The following is a 20,129-nucleotide window of genomic DNA, read 5'->3' as shown; positions in this document are numbered from 1 at the left end:
ATGAGCCTTTATCAACTGCAAGACAGCACCGCGATTGTCACCGGTGGCTCTTCGGGCATTGGCCTGGCCTGCGTCGAGTTGTTGCTCGAAGCCGGCGCGGCCGTGGCCTTCTGTGGCCGGGACGAAAACCGGCTGCGCAGCGCCGAAGCCCAATTGCGTCAACGCTTCCCCGAAGCACGGCTGCTCGCCCATGTTTGCAACGTGCTCGATGCGGACTCGGTCAAGGCGTTTGCCGCGGCTAGTCTGGCCGCATTGGGCCCGGCCAGCGTGCTGATCAACAACGCCGGGCAAGGTCGGGTCTCGACCTTCGCCGACACCACCGATAGCGCCTGGACCGAAGAGTTGAACCTGAAATTCTTCTCGGTGATCAACCCGGTCCACGCCTTCATGGCACAGCTGCAACGCCAGCCGAACGCGGCCATCGTCTGCGTCAATTCGCTGCTGGCCAGCCAGCCGGAACCGCACATGGTCGCCACCTCGGCCGCTCGCGCCGGGGTCATGAACCTGGTGCGTTCGATGGCCACCGAATTTGCCGGTCAGGACATTCGGGTCAACGGCATCCTCATTGGCCTGGTTGAGTCCGGGCAATGGCGCCGACGTTTCGAGGCCCGTGAAGAGCGGGACCTGAACTGGACCCAATGGACCGCCCGGCTTGCACAACAAAAACACATTCCCTTAGGGCGCCTGGGCCTGCCGATTGAAGCGGCCCGCGCGATCCTGTTTCTGGCCTCGCCTCTGTCGGCTTACACCACAGGCAGCCATATCGATGTTTCTGGAGGCCTGTCCCGCCATGCGTAATGAAAATACTGTCACCGTTGGCGCTGCCATCACCGCATTTCTCGAGCAGTGCGACGTCAAGGCCGCGTTCGGCGTGATCTCGATCCACAACATGCCGATCCTCGATGCCTTCGCCGTTCGCGGAAACATCCGTTTCGTCATGGCTCGCGGTGAAGCCGGCGCCACCAACATGGCCGACGCCTATGCCCGCACCACCGGCGGCCTCGGTGTCTGCCTGACGTCCACCGGCACCGCAGCCGGCAACGCCGCAGGCGCAATGGTCGAAGCGTTGACCGCCGGCACCCCGCTGCTGCACATCACCGGGCAGATTGAAACACCGTACCTGGACCAGGAATTCGCCTACATCCACGAAGCCCGCGACCAACTGACCATGCTCAAGGCGGTGTCGAAGGCTGCGTTCCGTGTGCGCAGCGTCGAAACCGCGATCAGCACCCTGAAACTGGCCGTGCAAACCGCCCTGACCGCTCCTACCGGGCCGGTCAGCGTGGAAATTCCGATCGACATCCAGTCGACCTTTATCACAATGCCGACCGACCTCTCACCGCTGCCGATTCCGGTGGCCGTACCTGCGCCTGAAGCGCTGGACCTGGTGGCCGAGCGTCTGGCCACAGCCACCCGTCCGCTGTTGTGGCTCGGCGGCGGCGCGCGGCATGCCGGGCCTCAAGTCAAACGCCTGCTGGACATGGGCGTTGGCGTGATCACCTCGACCCAGGGTCGCGGCGTGGTCAACGAAGATGACGAGCGTTGCCTCGGCGCGTTCTCGCAAAACAAACTGGTCGAGCAGTTCCTGCAAAGCTGCGATGCCTTGCTGATCGCCGGCTCCCGTCTGCGCAGCAACGAAACCTTCAAGTACGCGCTGAAATTGCCACGCAACACCTTGCGTATCGACGCCAACCCGGCCATCGAAGGTCGCAGCTATAACAGCGAGCTGTTCATCTGTGGCGACTCGGCGCTGGCCCTTGAAGGCCTGGCGGATCGTCTGGAAGGTCGCCTGCAGATCGACCCGACATTCCTCGCTGAACTCAAGGATGTCCGCGAAAAATCCCGCACCCAATTGATCGCCGACCTCGGCCCGTACTCGGCCATGGTCGAACAGCTGCAAGCCATCACCGGGCGCAATTTCTCCTGGGTGCGCGACGTCACGCTGTCCAACAGCATCTGGGGCAACCGCCTGCTGACCCTGTTCCACCCGCGCGCTGGCGTGCATGCCCTCGGCGGCGGCATTGGCCAGGGCCTGTCGATGGGCATCGGCGCTGCCGTGGCTGCGGCTGAAACGGCGCCTGAGCGCAAGGTCTTCGCCCTCGCCGGTGACGGCGGTTTCATCCTCAACCTCGGCGAACTGGCGACGCTGGTGCAAGAGAAAGCCAACGTGGTGATTCTGCTGATGAACGACCAGCGCTACGGCGTGATCCGCAATATTCAGGACGCGGTCTACGGCAGCCGTCACTGCTACGTCGACCTGCACACGCCGGATTATTCCAAGCTGGCGGAATCCCTGAACCTGCGCCACGGCCTGGTCACCGACCTGAAGGATTTCGGCCGCGTGGTCGACGGCGCGCTGGCTCAACCCGGCCCGTTCCTGCTGGAAGTCGACATGCTCGCCGTCGGCAGCTTCGCCACCCAGTTCGCCGGTCCGCCCAACAGCGAAACCAAAGCGCAAAAAGCCACGGCCTGAGGACTTCGTCATGTTGCATATCACCATGATCGGCTGCGGCGCCATTGGCGTCGGCGTGCTCGAACTGTTGGAGAAGGATCCGCAGCTGTGCGTTGACTACGTCATCGCTTCGGCCGGGTCTGAAGAACTGGTCCGCCAGCGGCTGGCCAGCTTCAAGCAACCACCGCAAGTGCTGACCGCGTTGCCGACCGACGCCCGCCCGGACCTGTTGGTCGAGTGCGCCGGCCACCGCGCCATCGAAGAACATGTGCTGCCCGCGCTGGAGCGTGGCATCGCCTGCCTGATCGTCTCGGTCGGCGCGCTGTCCGAAGTCGGCCTGGTTGAACGCCTGGAAGCAGCTGCCGAACGCGGCCAGACCCGAATAGAGTTGCTGCCCGGCGCCATCGGCGGCATCGACGCCTTGTCGGCGGCCAAAGTCGGCGGGCTGGATTCGGTCAACTACACCGGCCGCAAACCGGCTAAAGCCTGGAAAAACACCCCCGCTGAACAGGCCTGTGACCTGGACAGCATTACCGAAGCCACGGTGATTTTTCAGGGCAGCGCCCGAGAAGCGGCACGGCTCTATCCAAAAAACGCCAACGTCGCGGCGACCTTGTCGCTGGCCGGACTCGGCCTGGACCGCACTCACGTGACGCTGATCGCCGATCCGCTGAGCGAGGAAAACGTCCATCACTTCGAAGCTCGCGGTGCCTTCGGCGGTTTCGAACTGAGCTTGCGTGGCAAACCGCTGCTGGCCAACCCGAAGACCTCGGCGCTGACCGTTTACAGCGTTGTCCGCGCCTTGGGCAACCACGCCCATGCGATTTCGATTTAGGGGACCGTCGATGACTCTCGAACAGACTTTACCGATCTGCATTGCCGGCGACTGGCGTCTCGGTCGCGGCGAGCGTTATGCCACGTGCTACCCCGCCACGGGGGAAGCCGTCGCCTGGCTGAATGCCGCCAGCGTCGACGACGTTGAAGACGCCGTGCAAGGCGCCCATCAGGCGTTTTTGCACAGCGGCTGGGCGCAGCGCAAACCTCACGAACGGGCCAGCGTGCTGTACCGCATCGCCGAGCTGATCCGTGAGCGCAGCGAAGAACTGGCGCAATTGCAGCGCCAGGACAATGGCAAACCGATCAACGAAACCCGAGCCCTGGTGGCCAGCGCCGCCGGCACGTTCCAGTTCTTCGCTTCGGCCTGTGAAACCCTCGAAGAAACCATCACGCCGTCCCGTGGTGATTTCGTCAGCATGAGCGTGTACGAACCGATGGGCGTGATCGCCGCGATCACCCCGTGGAACTCGCCGATTGCCAGCGAAGCGCAAAAAGTCGCTCCGGCGCTGGCCGCCGGCAACGCGGTGGTGATCAAACCGGCGGAAATCACCCCGCTGATGGCTTTGCAACTGGCGCGCATCTGCGAAGACGCCGGCTTGCCTAAAGGCCTGCTCAGTGTGCTGCCAGGCAAGGGTTCGCTGCTCGGTGATGCGCTGACGCGTCACCCGCTGGTCAAGCGCGTGTCGTTCACCGGCGGCACTAAAACCGGCAAACACATTGCCCACATCGCCGCTGACAAGATGATGCCGGTGTCGCTGGAGCTGGGCGGCAAATCACCGACCATCGTCCTTGACGACGCCGACCTCGATCACGCGGTGGCGGGTGTGTTGTACGGCATCTTCAGCTCCTCGGGCGAAGCCTGCATCGCCGGCTCGCGGTTGTTCGTCGCCCGTGCGTTGTATGAGCCGTTCATGGCGCGCCTTGTGGCCGCTGCGGCCGAATTGCGCGTCGGTGATCCGGCCGATGAACGTACCCAAATGGGCCCGTTGATCAGCGCCGGCCACCGCGAGTCGGTGGAGCGTTATGTTGCTCTAGGGCTGGCCGAAGGTGGACGCCTGCTGCTCGGTGGCAAACGTCCGAGCGGCGGTGTGTACGACCAGGGTTATTACTACCCGCCGACCATCCTCGAAGGTTTGAACAACAGCCAACAGGTCTGTCAGGAAGAGATCTTCGGCCCCGTCCTGGTGGCGATGCCCTTCGATGACGAAGCGCAATTGCTCGAGCAGGCCAACGACAGCCTGTACGCCCTCGCCGCCGGCATCTGGACGCGCGACTACAAACGCGCCTGGGCGCTGGGCCGAAAAATTCAGGCCGGTACGGTGTGGATCAACACCTACAAACAGTTCTCGATTTCCACACCGTTCGGCGGCTGGCGCGACAGCGGTCTGGGCCGTGAAAAAGGTCGCCTCGGCATCCTGCAGTACATGGAACAGAAAAGCCTTTATTGGGGCATGAATGAACAGCCACTGGCCTGGGCCGGTGTGCAACGAGAGGTTGGGTTATGAGCGTTTTAGGCATTGATGAAGTCACCTACGGCGTCGAGGACCTCGACACCAGCGTGCGTTTTTTCAGCGACTGGGGCCTGACGAAAGTCAGCGAGCAGCCTGACGAAGTGATCTTCGAAACCCTTAACGGTTGCCGCGTGGTGCTCGCCGACATCAACAAGGCCGGTTTACCGCCCGCCATCGAGGCCGGTTCGACCGTGCGCGAAGTGGTCTGGGGCGTCGAAAGCGACGCTGACTTGAAGCTTTATAGCGAACGAATCGCCAACGATCCGGGCTTCATCGAAGCGGATGGGCGCATCGGTTGCACCGACCCCAATGGCCTGGCGATCCGCCTGCAAGTGACCCGCAAGCGTGAACTGGAGATCGAGTGCAGCGGCCATAACACCTGGCAGACCAAAGGCCGGATCAACAAAGCCGCGCCGATCTACGACCGCGCCACGCCGATCGAAGTCGGCCATGTGGTGTTTTTCGTCAAGGACGTCAACGCCTGCGAAGCCTTCTACCACGAGCGTTTCGGCTTCCAGGCATCCGACCGCTATCCGGATCGCGGGGCGTTCCTGCGCACCGCCGAAGAAGGCGGCCACCACGACCTGTTCATGCTGCAACTGCCCGCCCCTCGTGCCGGCCTGAACCACGTCGCCTTCACCGTGCGCGATGTGCACGAAGTGTTCGGTGGCGGCATGCACATTTCCCGCCGCGGCTGGGCAACGGAAATCGGTCCGGGTCGGCACCCGGTGTCGTCGGCGTTCTTCTGGTACTTCAAGAACCCGGCTGGCGCGCTGGTCGAGTACTACGCCGACGAAGACCAACTGACCGGCGAGTGGGAACCGCGTGCCTTCGAGCCTGGCCCGACAATGTTCGCTGAATGGGCAATCGCCGGCGGCATCGATGGCAATACCCGACGCCAGCAGCATGTCGAAGCGCCGCAAGGCAAATTCCTCACCGACAAACCGAAACCCTGAGCAGGAGTTACTCATGTCCTCACTGAATATCGCGATTGCCGGGGCCGGTATCGGTGGCTTGACCGCCGCCATTGCGCTGCTTCGCGCAGGCCATAACGTCACCGTATTCGAACAGTCGAAAGCCTTTTTGCGGGTCGGTGCCGATATCAACCTGACACCTAATGCCGTACGTGCTCTGGATGGTCTTGGAGTGGGCGCTGCCGTGCGCATTCCGGCTGCACGTCCAACGCACCGGATCAGCCGCCTGTGGGACAGTGGCGAGGAAACTTCGCGCCTGGAAATGTCCGATGCCGCCGAACAGAAATACGGTGCACCGCAACTGACCATTCACCGCGCCGATCTGCTGGCCGCGCTGGCGGACGTCTTTCCGCAGGATCAGGTGAAGTTTGGCAAACGCGCCGAGCACGTCGTGCAAACCGCCGACGGCATCGAGTTGCGCTTCAAGGATGGCAGCCGTCACGTCACCGATCTGTTGATCGGCGCCGATGGCATCCATTCGGTGGTGCGTAATGCGCTGTTCGGTGATGAGCAACCGCGCTTTACCGGGGTGGTCGCTTACCGCGCCGTCGTGCCTGCCGAACGCGTGGCCCATGTGCCGAACATTCAGGCATTTACTAAATGGTGGGGCCCTACCCCGCAAAGCCAGATCGTGACGTTTCCGTTGAACCAGGGTCGGGACATTTTCATCTTCGCCACCACCGCTCAGGACAGCTGGCATGAAGAGTCCTGGACCAGCGCAGGCGATGCCGACGAGTTGCGCAGCCATTATCAGGACTTCCACCCGGATGCTCGCGCCCTGCTGGATGCGTGCAACGAAGTGCTCAAGACCGCGCTGTATGAACGCGATCCGCTGCCGTTCTGGTCCAAGGGCGCGATGACGCTGCTGGGCGATGCCTGTCATCCGATGATGCCGTTCATGGCTCAGGGCGCCGGCCAGGCGATCGAAGACGCGGTGGTGCTCGCTCGCCATCTGCAAGACCTGACCAGCACCGCGCAGATCGCCGATGCCCTGCAGGCTTATCAGCAGGCGCGGCTGCAACGCACTAGTCAGATCCAGATCGGTTCGCGCGGCAACCAATGGCTCAAGGACGGCGGCAACGCCGACTGGGTTTATGGCTATGACGCCTGGGCCGTGCCGATGCCGAACGTGGCGTGAGCAGGACCGTAGACATGAGCGAAACCTTGCTGGTGACCGTGCTGCTCAAGCACGACCAATCAAAGAACCTGGAAGAGATTCAGCGGCACATGAAGCAGCAGGACTGGTGGGAACGGTTTCCCCCGCAAGGCGTCGAGGTGGTGTCCTGGACCGTGGCCATGGGCCTGGGCCAGATCGTCACCCTGCGTTTGCCGCCAAGCCTGCTGCCGACCCTCAACGTCGAGCTCGAACGCTCGGCCTGGGGCGTGTTCAGCACCGAAGTTTTCCCGACGTATGACTTTATTCCCGTGCGCGAAATGATCCGCGAACGGGTACGTAACGGAGGTCAATGAGATGAGCAACACCGAACCCTACCTGGAGCCCCATCAGGCCCGCAAACGTCCCAATACTCAATTCGAAGAGTTGCTCGGCGACTCCATCGAACGTGCCTTTGGCAATGGGGTGACCGAGTTGCCCGACCTGCTCGCGCACCTGAATCTGGCCGGGCCGCCCTGCCCGCTGACCACCGGAGAGTGGACAGCAGACGCCTATAAAACCCTGATGGCTCGGCTGGGCGAATGAGCCGCCGGAGGACAATAAGAAATGAACATGAATACAACCGTCGATCCAGCTGAAAACCTCTTGGCCAACGGGTTGAAAAACCTTTGGTTCCCGGTCCTGCCCTCCGATCAATTGGGTGAAAAACCGGTATCGATTCGCCGTCTGGGCTACAAGATCGCCCTGTGGCGCGACAACGACGGCAGCGTCCATGCCCTGGAAGATCACTGCCCTCATCGCGGCGCGCCACTGTCCCAAGGGCCGGTGCTGGGTGACCGTCTGCAATGCCCTTATCACGGCGTCGAAGTGCGCTGCGACGGCACGGTCACCAAAGTCCCCGGCAGCCCCGGCTGCAAACTCGAAGGCAGCCGCCCGACACGCATGTTCCACACCCGTGAAGCCGCGGGCGCCATCTTTCTGTACAACGCTGCAGATCCGCACGTGGACACCCCGCCGGAGTTGGTCCTGCCAGAGCAACTGACCTCCCCCGAATGGAGCAGCTTCCTCTGCTACACCGAGTGGAAAGGCGATTATCGCTACGTCATCGACAACGTCATGGACCCGATGCACGGCACTTACCTGCACAAGATGTCGCACTCCATGAGCGAAGGCGAAGCCACCGCCAAGTTCGTCACCCGCGACACCGACAACGGTTTCTTCTTCGAAAAAGAAGGCCAGCGCGGGGTGAATTTCGACTGGACCGAGTTCATGGATAACGGCTGCCACTGGCTGCGTCTGGAAATCCCCTATCCGAAAACCGGCGGCCCGGGCGGCAACTTCACCATCATCGGTAGCTACACACCGAGCAGCCGCTCCTTGTCGGCGGTGTTCCACTGGCGTTGCCGTCCACTGACTGGCTGGCAGCGCGACACCTGGCGTTTCCTCTACAAAAATCGCCTGGAAGCACGGCACTGGGCGGTGCTGGAACAGGACCGGGTGCTGCTCGAGTTCATGGAGCCGGACGCCAACCAGCGGGAAAACCTCTACCAGCATGACCTCGGTGTGGTGCGTCTGCGTCGCTACCTGAAAAACGCGGCCAAGGCCCAATTGGAGCTGATCGACGCGAAGCAGTTGCCATGAACGCAGCCGTGCAACGTGTTCAGGCCGGCTCGTTGATCGAGCCGGCCAGCGCCACCTGGTCGAATGCCTTGCTGATCGGCAATGAAGTGGTGATGTCCGGCATGACCGGCCATCCCGCTACACGCCTGGCCGTTGTGGCTGACGCGCCGCTCGATGCCTACGCCCAGACACTCGTCGTGTTGAACAAAGTCCGGGCGCTGGTTGAAGCGGCGGGTGGGCATGTCGGCAACATTTACCGGCTGACGGTGTATGTCACCGACATCGCCGACAAGGACGAAGTGGGTCGCGCACGGCGTGACTTCTTCGAAGGTCAGGCGGTTTTTCCTACCTCCACGCTGGTTGAAGTGAGCGCGCTGGTGTTTCCCGAACTGCGGGTGGAGATCGAGGCCGGCGCGCGTCTCGATCTCGATTTGCGTACTGTCGAAAAGAGGTGACCGATGTCCCATTCCTCCCCCCTCACCGCTCGCGTGCACACGCTGCGCTATGAAGCCGAAGGCATCATCAGCGTCGAGTTGCGGCCGTTTGGCGACACGGTGTTCGCCCCATTTGAAGCCGGCTCACACATCGACCTGCATTTACCCAACGGACTGGTGCGCAGTTATTCATTGCTCAACTCGCCGAGCGATCGAGGCCGTTACGTGATCGGCATCCTGCGTGATCGCAACAGCCGCGGCGGTTCGGAATTTGTGCACGCGCAACTGCGGGTCGGCATGCAACTGCCGATCTCGTCGCCGCGCAATAATTTCCAGCTCGACCTGAGTGCCAAACACAGCGTGCTGGTGGCCGGCGGTATCGGTATCACACCGATTTACTGCATGTTCCGCCAACTGCTGGCGCTGGGAAAATCCGCCGAGTTGATCTATTGCGCCCGCTCGCGACAGGAAGCCGCGCTGGTTGAGGAACTCAGCGGCTTGAGTGCCAAAGTCGTCTATCACTTCAACGATGAAAAAGGCATGCCGCCAGACCTGAGCGCTTATCTGGCCGATCAGCCCAGCGATACGCACTTCTATTGCTGCGGTCCGACGCCGATGCTCGATGCTTTCGAAAGCACCTGCGAAGGCCTCGGCTACCCTCATGCGCATATCGAGCGCTTCGCGGCGGCCGAACTGCCGCCGTCTGAAGACGCGCAGAGCAGCTACAGCGTCGAGCTGAAAAAAACCGGCAAGACGCTGTCGATCGAGCCGGGTTTGAGTTTGCTCGACGTGCTGCTTGAGGCGGGTTGCGACATCGAGTACAGCTGTCGCGAAGGGGTGTGCGGGTCGTGCGAAACACGGGTTCTGGAAGGTGATGTCGACCACAGGGACGGCGTACTGACCAAAGCCGAACGTGCGGCCAACAAATCCATGATGGTATGTGTGTCGGGTTGCAAGAGTCGGCGCTTGGTACTGGATCTATAACGCGAGCATCAAGTTTCCAGGGTTAAACAGGCCGACAGGTATGTCGGCCTTTTTTATGCGCGTGAAATAAAAAACGCACAGTGCACGTGCAGTTTCGTTACCCCTCGACGCGCCTGTTTCATGGGCAATACAAACAAATATGTTTCCCATATAAACAATTGTTTTTATTGAGTTTTTAAGCACCTGAAAGCGCTTCAACAGTTGGCATAGTTTCTGCTCAGGTAACCCTGAGTTCATAGGCCATACGCCGTATTACCCATGAAACAATAAAAACAGAAACGCACTTAATAAAAGCAACACTCGACGTTATCCGCCCATCGCCACTTTCAAGGCGAACGGAACAGTGTTGCCGGTCACTTTGTAGCGTTCAATTGAGCAGCGGAGTCAACATGAAGCATTACGTTATATGTATGGGACTGATGATGAGCAGTTGCGTGAGCTTCGCCGGTGAACCCGGTCCCGCTGCGCCCGTGACATCGACTACCGGCAAAAAGCCGTTTCCGCATATCAACTGGCGCAGCGACGATGGCGAAAGCAGCCTGGACATCGGCGGTGCCCTGCGAACCAACTACCGCGACGAGCATTGGGACACCACCGAAAACAACGGGCGTTTTCTCTTCGACACTTTCCGCGTCGACGTACAGGCGACTTACAAAAATCTCTATAGCGATGTCGGCTACTGGTTTCAGGATGACGGCAAGCGCTCCATCGACCGCGGCTTCGTCGGTTACCGCCTCAACAGCAACTCAAACCTGCAACTGGGCGCGCCGTTCAAACCGTTTGGCCTGGAACCCTATCCGCAATTTGGCTGGAGCTATCACCTGCCCTTCTTCATGGGTTATGGCGTCAGCGCCGGCACAGGCTTGAAGTACAGCTACAAGGATCAGGATTGGGATCTGCAACTGGGGTACTTCCCGCGCATGTTGCCTTCCGACATTCGCTACTCGCCGGAAGTCGGGCGTTACGCCGACCTCAAGGACAATGCGATCCCCTTCACCCAGTCGCGCCAGGACAACGAGAAACACAACCAGATCAACGCCCGGGTCGCGCGGACCTTTACTAATGACGGCTGGAAAACCGAAATCGGCGCGTCCGTGGCCACCGCCCAGCTGTACAACGCCACCACCAAAGACGACGGCGATTACTGGGCCGGCGGTATCCACGCCATCATCAACGCCGGCGCGTGGACCGTCTCCACCCAAGGCATTCGCTACGAGTACGACCCCAAAAACCCTGCGGGTGTCAGCAACGACTCGGTGCTGATGGGCGGCAACGGCCTGACCCCGGCGTACCTGATCGCCTCCAAAGCCACCATTGCTTCGCTGAACGTCGGCTATGACATCCCGACGCCGAAACTGGGTCAGTTGAAGAAGATCAAGCTGTACAACGACTACAGTCGAATGATGAAAGACAAGAGCGGTTGGGACGATTCGCAGATGTACACCGTCGGCGCGCAGTTCCTGGCCATGCCGATCATGGCGTGGGTCGACCTGACCTGGGCAAAAAACGCCAACCCCTATGGCGGTGCGGAAAACGGCACGGGCTTTACCAATACCAGTTCGGTTGGCAGCAATCAGTGGTATTACCGGACCAACGTGAATATCGGGTATTACTTCTGACCCACTAAGATCACAAAAACAGGTTCCTCGCCGCCCCCGGGGAACACAGCCTAATGTTGATCAGATAAGCAATTTCAGCTGCGACGCACGTCCTTAATGAAATGGCTACCCCCGCCGCCCCCTGTGATCGCCCACTAAGCTTTCACCGGGGGCTCATCGGAGACTGTTGCCATGAACAAAGTAGCTATCGCCGCCATCGACTTGGGAAAACACTCTTTTCATCTGCATGCGCAAGATGATCGCGGCCATGAGATTCACCGCAAAAAATCCAATCGAGTGACGCTCATTCGATACCTGGCCAACCTGGAACCCTGCATCGTCGTGATGGAGGCCTGCGGCGGCGCCCACTTCATGGCGCAGGAGGTCGCCAAGCTGGGGCATACGCCCAAGCTCATTGCACCTCATCTCGTGCGTCCTTACGTGAAAAGCAACAAAAACGACTTCGCTGATGCCGAGGCTATCTGCGAGGCGGCGACCCGACCGACGATGCGTTTTGTGCCGCCCAAAACCCAGGCCCAGCAGGCGCTGGCCATGTCCAACTCGATACGTGAGTCGTTCATTAAAGACCGCACGGCGACCGTCAATCGGATTCACGCAGCCCTTCTGGAGGTTGGCGTCAGCCTGGCAGCCGGCTTCAAAGCCATCAAAGAGCTCCCAGCGTTGCTTGAGGTCAGTTCATTTTCTGAACGCATCAAGAAAAATCTGATGCTGCTGCATGAGCACTTCAACTATCTGGATGGGCAGGTCAAGGCGCTGGATAAAGACGTGGAATGCCAGGCCGCTGAAGATGATCTGGCGACGCGCTTGATGACCATGCCGTGTGTCGGCCCGATCACCTCCACCGTCCTGGCTGCCGAGTTGGGCGATGGCAAACAGTTCAAATGCGGCCGAGGCTATGCAGCCTCGATCGGGTTGGTGCCCAAACAGCATTCCACGGGCGGCAAGAACGTTCTGCTGGGTATCAGCAAGCGTGGTGATCGAAACCAAAGACGCCTGCTCATCCAGTGTGCCCGTGTTTATTTGATACAGCTGGAGCGACAGAAAGGCGCTTTGGCGGACTGGGTCCGTCAGCTATTAGCGTCCCACCATCACTCCAATCTGGTGGTCTGTGCATTGGCCAACAAGCTGGCAAGGATCGCTTGGGCGATTGCAGCACACCACACTGAATTCGATGCAGGGCCAAGCGCGATGAACGCCTGACCCTGCTGTCACCCGAGCACCACCCACCTGGTTTTGCGATGCTGGATAACAGATGACGTGAACGGCCAACCGGCCTGACGACAACCCTGAGCTGCTACACGGCTGAAAGGCCGTCACCTTAATTAGGGTCGTTAGGCATCGATTCTCATCGAGGCGCGGGGCCATAACCCCACTCAGACGCCGGATAGATGAAAGCAAGCCAAACACGCATCAAAAACAGTATTGCAGAAAAGGGGGTAACCATAGATGTAGCAGCTGGCGAAGCCTGCGTTCGGCTGCGTAGCAGTCGTAAAATCAGCAACTGCGGTGCGTCAGGCGGACCGCGTTAGCCGGATTCACGACTGCTTCGCAGCCAAACGCAGCCTTCGGCAGCTGCTACAGATTGCATTGCGGCTTAATTGACTGGCATTAGGAACACAGCCTCCTTTTTCAAGCCGGACCAGCCAAGTCAATTGCTCATGTCCGGGTTTTGCGACCAATGGCGGAGACGGCCCCTCAAACCAACAGAATCCGTCTAATCCAGCAGTCTCAGCCTCTCAATCAGACGTGGATCGTCGACCACGCAGCACGCTACAAACAATTGCTTACAAAATAGAAACTCATTAAACCCGATCTTGTACTACCGGGTGTTAGCTTGAGCGCTTTATCAGGCCATGAGATGCCAAAGTCTTAATTATGCGCATCAAACTTCCCAGCCTTCCTGCCCTCGGTGCTTACCTTGCACTCTCTTGCCTGTTTGCGGCCGCATGGTTCGTCAATCCTGCCAATACGCACTCTTCCTTTGCCCTGATCAGTCCAGTGATGGCAGTGGCCGGCCAAGTGGCCAAGCCCATTTATACCAGCCGTTTCGCCTCCTCCGGGCTGGTGGATTTCGTGCATTCCTCGGCGGTGACCGCCTTGCCCGACGGCAGCCTGATGACGGTCTGGTTCGCCGGCTCCCGCGAAGGCGCAGCCGATGTACAGGTGCGCTCCGCCCGTTTCGACCCGAAAAGCGGCGAATGGGGGGCTGAAAAGGTATTGGCGACTAGGGATTCGACCCAACAGGGCACGCGAAAATACATTCGCAAGCTGGGTAACCCGGTGGTTGCCCTCGCGCCGGATAATCGCGTGTGGCTGTTCTACGTGTCCGTGTCCATGGGCGGCTGGGCCGGCAGCGCGGTCAATGTGATGGTGTCAGACGACTTCGGTGAAAGCTGGTCCGCCCCGCGCCAGCTGATCACCTCACCCTTTCTGAACATCAGCACGCTGGTCCGGTCGGCACCGGTGTTTCATGCCGACGGCTCCATCGGCTTACCGGTCTACCACGAGTTTCTGGGCAAGTTTGCCGAGTACCTCTACTTGAGCGCAGACGGCGATGTGATCGACAAATTCCGCATCAGCCACGGCAATAATTCATTGCAACCCACGGTGGTTCCGCTGGACGGCGAGCGCGGCATCGCCTTACTGCGCTATGCCGGCGACACCTACCACCGTGTGCTGGCGACCCGCACCGAAGACGCCGGTCAAACCTGGAGCGAACCTTATCCGCTCGATCCCTCGAATCCGAATTCCTCGTTGGCCGCCGTCGCGACGCCCGAACATGGGTTGCTGGTGGCGCTCAACGACCTGCAGGAAGGACGCTTCAAGCTGAGCCTTTATGGGACCGACGCAAAAATGGACGATTGGCGCTCGTTGCGGGACCTGGACAAGTCACCTGATCCCGAAGGCGCTCCGTTTTCTCCCGAGGCCTACAAGGAAATCATCGGTAAAGAGTTCCGCGGTTCCAGCGGCGCGCTTCGTCAACCGCTGGAGGCACAGTTCCTGGATAACCTCGACAAACGTGTCTGTAAAAGCCAGGGGTGTGAGTTTGAATATGAATACCCGTACTTCATCCGCAGCCCCGACGGGATGTATCACTTGGTTTATACCTGGAACAACACCTTCATCAAGCACGTCACCTTCAACGATGCCTGGCTCAACGAGCGTCGCAAATGATCAGCCTGTGGCAAGCCCATGTCAGCTTCGCAATGATCATCTTCCTGGTGCTGCCTTCTTTCGGCTTGCCCAGGACCTGGCGGATCGCACTGTTGGCCGCATTGCTGGCAGCCAGCTTCATACCGCTGAACGGGTTGTCTTGGGCTGCCTATATGCGCAGCTACATTGATGACCTGGCGATCACCTCAATGGTGTTCATGGCGTGGGGCTGCTTGCGTCGGCTGGACCTCCTGCCACCTGCGCGGGGCAAAACCGGCGTATTGATCCTCTTCGCCGCGATGGCCCTGGTGCTGTACCCGGCAACCCTGGGCATGAGTGATCTGGACCCCTACCGGTTTGGCTACAGCCCACGCCCCATGTTGATTTTCGTCGCTGTGCTGACCCTGGGCCTGTTTTACCTGCGTAACGGCCTGGCGGTCGTGATGCTGGCCAGCGCGACCCTGGCCTTCATTGCCGGGATCAAACCTTCGCAAAACTATTGGGATTACCTGGTTGATCCGCTGCTGGGTCTGTATTGCTGCCTGGCCCTGCTGATGCTCGCCATACGCTGGACGTATCGCCGGGCAACCAAGCGCCGCGGTGCCGTGGGCGATGTGTCCAGTTCCGTTTGAGATTTAACGACTTTATTAACAGGGGAACATGGATGGGTTGGTTGCACTCGAGACGTTTACATTACTGGCTGGGCGCGACAGCGATTACGTTCGCGCTGTTTGCTGTGCTTCGGGTCATGTTTTTTTTCGGCTATTCCGGTTTCGACGCCAACGCCCTGATCGACAAAAATGACGTCATGGAAACCCTGGGGATCGGCTTTCGTTTCGATCTGCGCCTGGCCATCCTGGCGATGTTGCCGTTGGCGTTGCTGGCCTGGATTCCTCGCTGGAACCTGATCGGCAGCCGTCTGCTTCGCCGGATCGCGCGCGTGTATCTGGTCGCGGCCCTGAGCGTCCTGCTGCTGATTTACATCATCGATTTTGGTCATTACGCCTACCTTGGCGTGAGGATCAACGCCACCGTGCTGCGCTTCATCGAGGATGCGCAAATATCCCGTGACATGGTCTGGCAGACCTACCCGGTGATCTGGATTTCACTGGGTTGGCTGGCAACGGTCGCGTTGGTGACACTGGCCCTGGTGCGTCTGGAACGCGTGACGCTGGACCGCCCTCGCAAAGCCATTCGCCGGCTCTCCGCGACATTGGGCGGCGCGTTGATGGTCGTGGTGGTGCTGCTGGGCATTTTAGGTCGTGTCGAAAACATGAACCTTGAAAACCCGGTCCCGCTGCGCTGGAGCGATGCGTTCTTCTCGGGCAATAACCAGATCGCTGCGTTGGGCCTGAACCCGGTGTTGTTCCTCTACGACACGGTCAAAGTCGGCCAGTCGCGCTATGACGAAGCGCAGGTGCGCGAACACTACGCGGTGATGGCCAACTACCTGGGCGTGGACAAACCCGACCCGCAAACCCTTGATTTCGTCCGTCACCAGGCGCCACAGCCTTACAAAGTACCGGGCTCGCGGCCACCGAACGTGATGTTCGTCATGCTCGAATCGCTGGGCACCAGCGCCGTCGGTGCCTACGGCAACCCGATCAATCCGACGCCGAACATCGATCGCCTGGCCACGCAGAGCTGGTTCTTCGAGCACTTCTATGTGCCGGTGACGGGGACCGCAAAAACCGTCTGGGCCAGCATTAGCGGTGTACCTGACGTCACTCGACAGGAAACCGCGACGCGCAATCCGTTGATCACCAAGCAGAACACACTGATCAACGCCTTCACCGGTTACGACAAGATCTACACCATTGGCGGCAACTCCGGCTGGGCCAACATGAATGCCTTGATCCGGCAAAGCATCGACGGCGTTCGCTTGTTCGAAGAGCGGGATTGGAAGTCCCCGGTGGTGGATGTTTGGGGGATTTCCGATCTGGACCTGTTCAAGGAAACCGACCAGATCCTGCAAGCACTGCCCAAGGACAAACCGTTCTTCGCCTATGTGCAGACGGCCGGCAACCATCGTCCCTTCACGATTCCCAAGACCAATGATGGATTCGAGGTCAAGCACCCTACCCTGGAGGAAGTGCAGGCCGCAGGATCGCGCAGTGTCGAGCAGTACAACGCCGTGCGTTTGCTGGACTTCAACATCGGTCGCTTGATGGAAATCGCCAAGGCCGGCGGCTGGTACGACAACACCATTTTCGTGCTGTTTGGCGACCACAACACCCGTATCGCGCAAATCCCGTTCCTGGCACCGGCCTACGAGCAACTGGGTCTGGAAAGCAACGCGGTGCCGATGATCATCCACGCACCGGGTTTGCTGGGGACGCGTAAGGTCAAGGAAGCGGTCGGCCTGGTGGACTTGCTGCCGACCGTGGCGGGCATGGCCGGCCTTGAGTTTCGCAACAGCGGCATGGGCCGTGACATTCAGCAGCCTGCGCCCGAAGGCGAACGCGTGGTGCCATTGGTGTTGCGTGAAGGCACATTCCCGCTGATTGCCGGCGTCACTCAGCACTACATGGTGCAGATGGAACACGACGGCAGCTCGCCAAGTCTCCATGACCTGGCCTCACCGACGCCGCTGGACAACGTCGCCGAGCAAAACCCTGAAGAGTTCAAGCGCCTGTCGCAGCTGACCCGCGCCATGCATGAAACCTCAAGGTTGATGCTGTACCAGAACGTACGTAAGTAACGGCTTTCCCGCGTCTATGCTTGAAATAGACGCGGGACCTCCCCGTGACGCCAGTAAAAGACTCTGCCTATCACGACCCAATACTCCCCCTATTAGCTGACTTCCCAACTGGGGTCTAACCTTATCCGAGCGCCGGCACCATAAGCCGGCCGGTCAAGAGCTGATAAGGAGATAGGAATGGGTCAGAAGCCTGACTAAACCTGCCGTAGGCCACCGTGCAGGCAACTCGATTGCCGCTATTCAGAATTCCCGTGTGATCAAAACAATCAGTTGATCAAACTGCTGGCCCTGCAGCCTGTGTCATTGGTTTCGCCCGTTGCTGTTTAACGCCCACATTGGGCCGGATAGCCGGATGAATACGACCAAAGGTAGCTCACACATGGCAAACGAATCGAAATGCCCGTTCATTGGCGCCGCTGGCGGTGGCACGACAAACCGCGACTGGTGGCCGAACCAACTGAATCTGAAGATCCTCCATCAGCACTCGTCCCTGTCCGACCCCATGGACGAGGGCTTCAACTACGCCGAAGCATTCAAAAGCCTGGACTTTGAAGCGGTCAAAAGAGACCTGACTGCGTTGATGACCGATTCCCAGGACTGGTGGCCGGCGGACTTCGGTCACTACGGGCCACTCTTCATTCGCATGGCCTGGCACGCCGCCGGTACGTACCGCACCGGTGACGGTCGTGGTGGCGCCGGTTCCGGTCAGCAACGCTTCGCGCCACTCAACAGTTGGCCGGACAACGTCAGCCTCGACAAGGCACGCCGGCTGCTCTGGCCGATCAAGCAAAAGTACGGTCGTAAAATTTCCTGGGCGGATCTGATCGTCCTCACCGGCAACGTCGCGCTGGAATCCATGGGCTTCAAGACCTTTGGCTTTTCCGGCGGTCGTCCGGACGTTTGGGAACCGGATGAGGACGTCTACTGGGGCTCGGAAAACAAGTGGCTGGGCGGCGACACCCGCTACGGCAAAAAAAACGAGCCCATGCAGGAGCCTGGCGAAGGCCCACTCGTTGCTGAGCCGGGGGAAAATGAGGAGAGCCGCACCGACCAGGGGCGCTTCCTGGAGAACCCGCTCGCCGCCGTGCAAATGGGCCTGATCTATGTGAACCCGGAAGGTCCGGAAGGCAACCCCGACCCGGTCGCGGCCGGGAAAGACATCCGCGAAACCTTCGCGCGCATGGCGATGAATGACGAAGAAACCGTGGCACTGATCGCCGGCGGCCACGCCTTCGGCAAGACCCACGGCGCCGGACCTGCCGACAATGTCGGCGCCGAGCCCGAAGCCGCTGGCCTCGAACAACAAGGCTTTGGCTGGAAGAACAGCTTCGGCACCGGTAAAGGCCCTGACACCATCACCAGCGGCCTGGAAGTAACCTGGACCACCACGCCCACCCGGTGGAGCAACAACTATCTGGAAAATCTGTTCGGCTTCGAGTGGGAACTGAGTAAAAGCCCGGCCGGTGCGAACCAGTGGATACCGAAAAACAACGCCGGCGCCGGCATCATTCCGGATGCTCACGACCCGTCCAAGCGTCGCAATCCGACCATGCTGACCACCGACCTGTCGCTGCGATTCGACCCGATCTATGAACCGATTTCGCGGCGCTTCCTGGCCAATCCAGACCAGTTGGCCGACGCGTTCGCCCGCGCCTGGTTCAAGCTGATCCACCGCGACATGGGTCCCCTCTCCCGCTACCTCGGCCCGGAAATGCCGAGCGAAGAGCTGATTTGGCAAGATCCGATTCCAGAGGTCGACCATGCCCTGGTCAACGACAGTGACGTCGCCGCACTCAAGAGCAAACTCCTCGCCTCGGGCCTGACCGTCTCGCAGCTGGTATCAACGGCTTGGGCGGCAGCTTCCACTTTCCGTGGCTCCGACAAACGCGGTGGCGCCAACGGTGGGCGTTTGCGTCTGGCCCCACAGAAGTTCTGGCAGGCCAACCAACCTGACCAACTGGGGAACGTGCTGGCAAAACTCGAGAGCATCCAAAGCGAGTTCAACAACAGCGGCAAGAAGATCTCGCTGGCAGACCTGATCGTGCTGGCCGGTAACGCCGGCGTCGAACAAGCGGCAAAAAATGCCGGTCAAACCGTAACGGTGCCTTTCACACCAGGACGCATGGACGCCTCCCAAGAGCAGACGGATGTGGAGTCTTTCGGCTTCCTCGAACCCATCGCCGATGGCTTCCGCAACTACCTCAAAGGCAGATACAGCGTAGCGGCCGAGCAGCTGTTGATCGACAAGGCGCAACTGCTGACACTCACCGCGCCAGAAATGACCGCGCTCATTGGCGGCATGCGCGTGCTGAACACCAACGTCGGACAAACCAAGCACGGTGTGTTCACCAAGCAGCCGGAAGCGTTGACCAACGACTTCTTCAAAAACCTGCTGGATATGGGCGTGGAATGGAAACCGGTGTCGGAGGCTAATGAAGAGTTTGAAGGGCGCGATCGCAAAACCGGCGACCTGAAGTGGACCGGCACCCGCGTCGACCTCGTCTTCGGCTCAAATGCGCAGCTGCGAGCGCTGGCGGAAGTCTATGCAACCGCTGATGCGCAGGAGAAGTTCGTCAAAGACTTCGTAGCCGCCTGGGCCAAAGTGATGGACCTGGATCGCTTCGACGTTAAGTAACACGAGCGGTATCGCTGAAACAGCAACGCCTCCCACTGTGGAGGCGTTGTGCTTTTTGTCACTTGACGCTTCACGCCGATAGATGGGAAAACGTG

At 60.1% G+C, this 20,129-nt stretch carries 17 protein-coding genes; all 17 read left to right on the top strand.

Annotated features, from left to right (window positions below; translation table 11 throughout):
- The 17 genes from ACA079_RS12555 (at position 1) to katG (ending at position 20,034) form a co-directional block, all read left to right on the top strand.
- The gene (locus ACA079_RS12555) at positions 1 to 798 is read left to right on the top strand and encodes an SDR family oxidoreductase (protein ID WP_497703731.1); all 798 of its coding nucleotides are present in this window, start codon (positions 1 to 3) and stop codon (positions 796 to 798) included.
- Positions 791 to 2,473: a thiamine pyrophosphate-binding protein gene (locus ACA079_RS12550; protein ID WP_497272944.1), complete on the top strand. Its 1,683-nt coding sequence runs from the start codon at positions 791 to 793 to the stop codon at positions 2,471 to 2,473. Before ACA079_RS12555 ends, ACA079_RS12550 begins: the two co-directional genes overlap by 8 nt.
- Before the next feature lie 10 nt (positions 2,474 to 2,483).
- Positions 2,484 to 3,287, top strand: coding sequence for an aspartate dehydrogenase (locus ACA079_RS12545; protein WP_497703730.1), 804 nt, complete (start codon positions 2,484 to 2,486; stop codon positions 3,285 to 3,287).
- Positions 3,288 to 3,297: 10 nt separating this feature from the next.
- Complete coding sequence (locus ACA079_RS12540; protein WP_056745365.1) at positions 3,298 to 4,794, top strand: aldehyde dehydrogenase; 1,497 nt, start codon at positions 3,298 to 3,300, stop codon at positions 4,792 to 4,794.
- The gene (locus ACA079_RS12535; RefSeq protein ID WP_497703729.1) at positions 4,791 to 5,756 is read left to right on the top strand and encodes a VOC family protein; all 966 of its coding nucleotides are present in this window, start codon (positions 4,791 to 4,793) and stop codon (positions 5,754 to 5,756) included. The genes ACA079_RS12540 and ACA079_RS12535 overlap by 4 nt, the downstream gene beginning before the upstream one ends.
- Positions 5,757 to 5,769: 13 nt before the next feature.
- Positions 5,770 to 6,912 carry an FAD-dependent monooxygenase gene (locus ACA079_RS12530; protein WP_497703728.1) on the top strand — a complete coding sequence of 381 codons (1,143 nt, stop codon included), beginning with the start codon at positions 5,770 to 5,772 and terminating at the stop codon, positions 6,910 to 6,912.
- Between the two features lie 14 nt (positions 6,913 to 6,926).
- Positions 6,927 to 7,244 (top strand): hypothetical protein, encoded by a 318-nt coding sequence (locus ACA079_RS12525; RefSeq protein ID WP_123368846.1) that lies wholly within the window; start codon positions 6,927 to 6,929, stop codon positions 7,242 to 7,244.
- Between the two features lies 1 nt (position 7,245).
- Complete coding sequence (locus tag ACA079_RS12520; protein ID WP_027923567.1) at positions 7,246 to 7,473, top strand: recombinase-like helix-turn-helix domain-containing protein; 228 nt, start codon at positions 7,246 to 7,248, stop codon at positions 7,471 to 7,473.
- A 21-nt stretch (positions 7,474 to 7,494) separates the two neighbouring features.
- Positions 7,495 to 8,529, top strand: a complete 1,035-nt coding sequence (locus ACA079_RS12515) for a Rieske 2Fe-2S domain-containing protein (protein WP_056745372.1) — start codon at positions 7,495 to 7,497, stop codon at positions 8,527 to 8,529.
- On the top strand, positions 8,526 to 8,963 hold the full coding sequence (locus ACA079_RS12510) for a Rid family hydrolase (protein ID WP_497703727.1): 438 nt from the start codon (positions 8,526 to 8,528) through the stop codon (positions 8,961 to 8,963). Before ACA079_RS12515 ends, ACA079_RS12510 begins: the two co-directional genes overlap by 4 nt.
- Positions 8,964 to 8,966: 3 nt before the next feature.
- Positions 8,967 to 9,926, top strand: a complete 960-nt coding sequence (locus tag ACA079_RS12505; RefSeq protein ID WP_497703726.1) for a PDR/VanB family oxidoreductase — start codon at positions 8,967 to 8,969, stop codon at positions 9,924 to 9,926.
- 389 nt (positions 9,927 to 10,315) lie between these two features.
- Complete coding sequence (locus ACA079_RS12500; protein ID WP_497703725.1) at positions 10,316 to 11,545, top strand: putative porin; 1,230 nt, start codon at positions 10,316 to 10,318, stop codon at positions 11,543 to 11,545.
- 171 nt (positions 11,546 to 11,716) lie between these two features.
- Positions 11,717 to 12,745: an IS110 family RNA-guided transposase gene (locus ACA079_RS12495; RefSeq protein WP_497703724.1), complete on the top strand. Its 1,029-nt coding sequence runs from the start codon at positions 11,717 to 11,719 to the stop codon at positions 12,743 to 12,745.
- 675 nt (positions 12,746 to 13,420) lie between these two features.
- Entirely contained in the window at positions 13,421 to 14,719 is a 1,299-nt protein-coding gene (locus ACA079_RS12490) for a sialidase family protein (protein WP_497703723.1), read from the top strand.
- Complete coding sequence (locus ACA079_RS12485; protein WP_497703722.1) at positions 14,716 to 15,330, top strand: hypothetical protein; 615 nt, start codon at positions 14,716 to 14,718, stop codon at positions 15,328 to 15,330. The genes ACA079_RS12490 and ACA079_RS12485 overlap by 4 nt, the downstream gene beginning before the upstream one ends.
- A 32-nt stretch (positions 15,331 to 15,362) precedes the next feature.
- Complete coding sequence (locus ACA079_RS12480; RefSeq protein WP_497703721.1) at positions 15,363 to 17,399, top strand: LTA synthase family protein; 2,037 nt, start codon at positions 15,363 to 15,365, stop codon at positions 17,397 to 17,399.
- Between the two features lie 379 nt (positions 17,400 to 17,778).
- Positions 17,779 to 20,034, top strand: a complete 2,256-nt coding sequence (gene katG / locus ACA079_RS12475; RefSeq protein ID WP_497703720.1) for a catalase/peroxidase HPI — start codon at positions 17,779 to 17,781, stop codon at positions 20,032 to 20,034.
- The last annotated feature ends 95 nt before the right edge of the window (positions 20,035 to 20,129 follow it).

It is taken from the genome of Pseudomonas sp. LBUM1645 (assembly GCF_059716185.1).
Note: the sequence above shows the minus strand (reverse complement) of the source record. Positions and strands in the feature narration are given on the sequence as shown.

Excerpts from the sequence above, each read along its gene's own strand:
- ACA079_RS12525 (WP_123368846.1), top strand. The coding sequence starts at position 6,927 with ATGAGCGAAACCTTGCTGGTGACCGTGCTGCTCAAGCACGACCAATCA.
- ACA079_RS12555 (WP_497703731.1), top strand. The coding sequence starts at position 1 with ATGAGCCTTTATCAACTGCAAGACAGCACCGCGATTGTCACCGGTGGC.
- ACA079_RS12495 (WP_497703724.1), top strand. The coding sequence starts at position 11,717 with ATGAACAAAGTAGCTATCGCCGCCATCGACTTGGGAAAACACTCTTTT.
- ACA079_RS12505 (WP_497703726.1), top strand. The coding sequence starts at position 8,967 with ATGTCCCATTCCTCCCCCCTCACCGCTCGCGTGCACACGCTGCGCTAT.
- ACA079_RS12515 (WP_056745372.1), top strand. The coding sequence starts at position 7,495 with ATGAACATGAATACAACCGTCGATCCAGCTGAAAACCTCTTGGCCAAC.
- katG (WP_497703720.1), top strand. The coding sequence starts at position 17,779 with ATGGCAAACGAATCGAAATGCCCGTTCATTGGCGCCGCTGGCGGTGGC.
- ACA079_RS12520 (WP_027923567.1), top strand. The coding sequence starts at position 7,246 with ATGAGCAACACCGAACCCTACCTGGAGCCCCATCAGGCCCGCAAACGT.
- ACA079_RS12490 (WP_497703723.1), top strand. The coding sequence starts at position 13,421 with ATGCGCATCAAACTTCCCAGCCTTCCTGCCCTCGGTGCTTACCTTGCA.
- ACA079_RS12535 (WP_497703729.1), top strand. The coding sequence starts at position 4,791 with ATGAGCGTTTTAGGCATTGATGAAGTCACCTACGGCGTCGAGGACCTC.
- ACA079_RS12480 (WP_497703721.1), top strand. The coding sequence starts at position 15,363 with ATGGGTTGGTTGCACTCGAGACGTTTACATTACTGGCTGGGCGCGACA.
- ACA079_RS12545 (WP_497703730.1), top strand. The coding sequence starts at position 2,484 with ATGTTGCATATCACCATGATCGGCTGCGGCGCCATTGGCGTCGGCGTG.
- ACA079_RS12510 (WP_497703727.1), top strand. The coding sequence starts at position 8,526 with ATGAACGCAGCCGTGCAACGTGTTCAGGCCGGCTCGTTGATCGAGCCG.
- ACA079_RS12530 (WP_497703728.1), top strand. The coding sequence starts at position 5,770 with ATGTCCTCACTGAATATCGCGATTGCCGGGGCCGGTATCGGTGGCTTG.
- ACA079_RS12500 (WP_497703725.1), top strand. The coding sequence starts at position 10,316 with ATGAAGCATTACGTTATATGTATGGGACTGATGATGAGCAGTTGCGTG.
- ACA079_RS12485 (WP_497703722.1), top strand. The coding sequence starts at position 14,716 with ATGATCAGCCTGTGGCAAGCCCATGTCAGCTTCGCAATGATCATCTTC.
- ACA079_RS12550 (WP_497272944.1), top strand. The coding sequence starts at position 791 with ATGCGTAATGAAAATACTGTCACCGTTGGCGCTGCCATCACCGCATTT.
- ACA079_RS12540 (WP_056745365.1), top strand. The coding sequence starts at position 3,298 with ATGACTCTCGAACAGACTTTACCGATCTGCATTGCCGGCGACTGGCGT.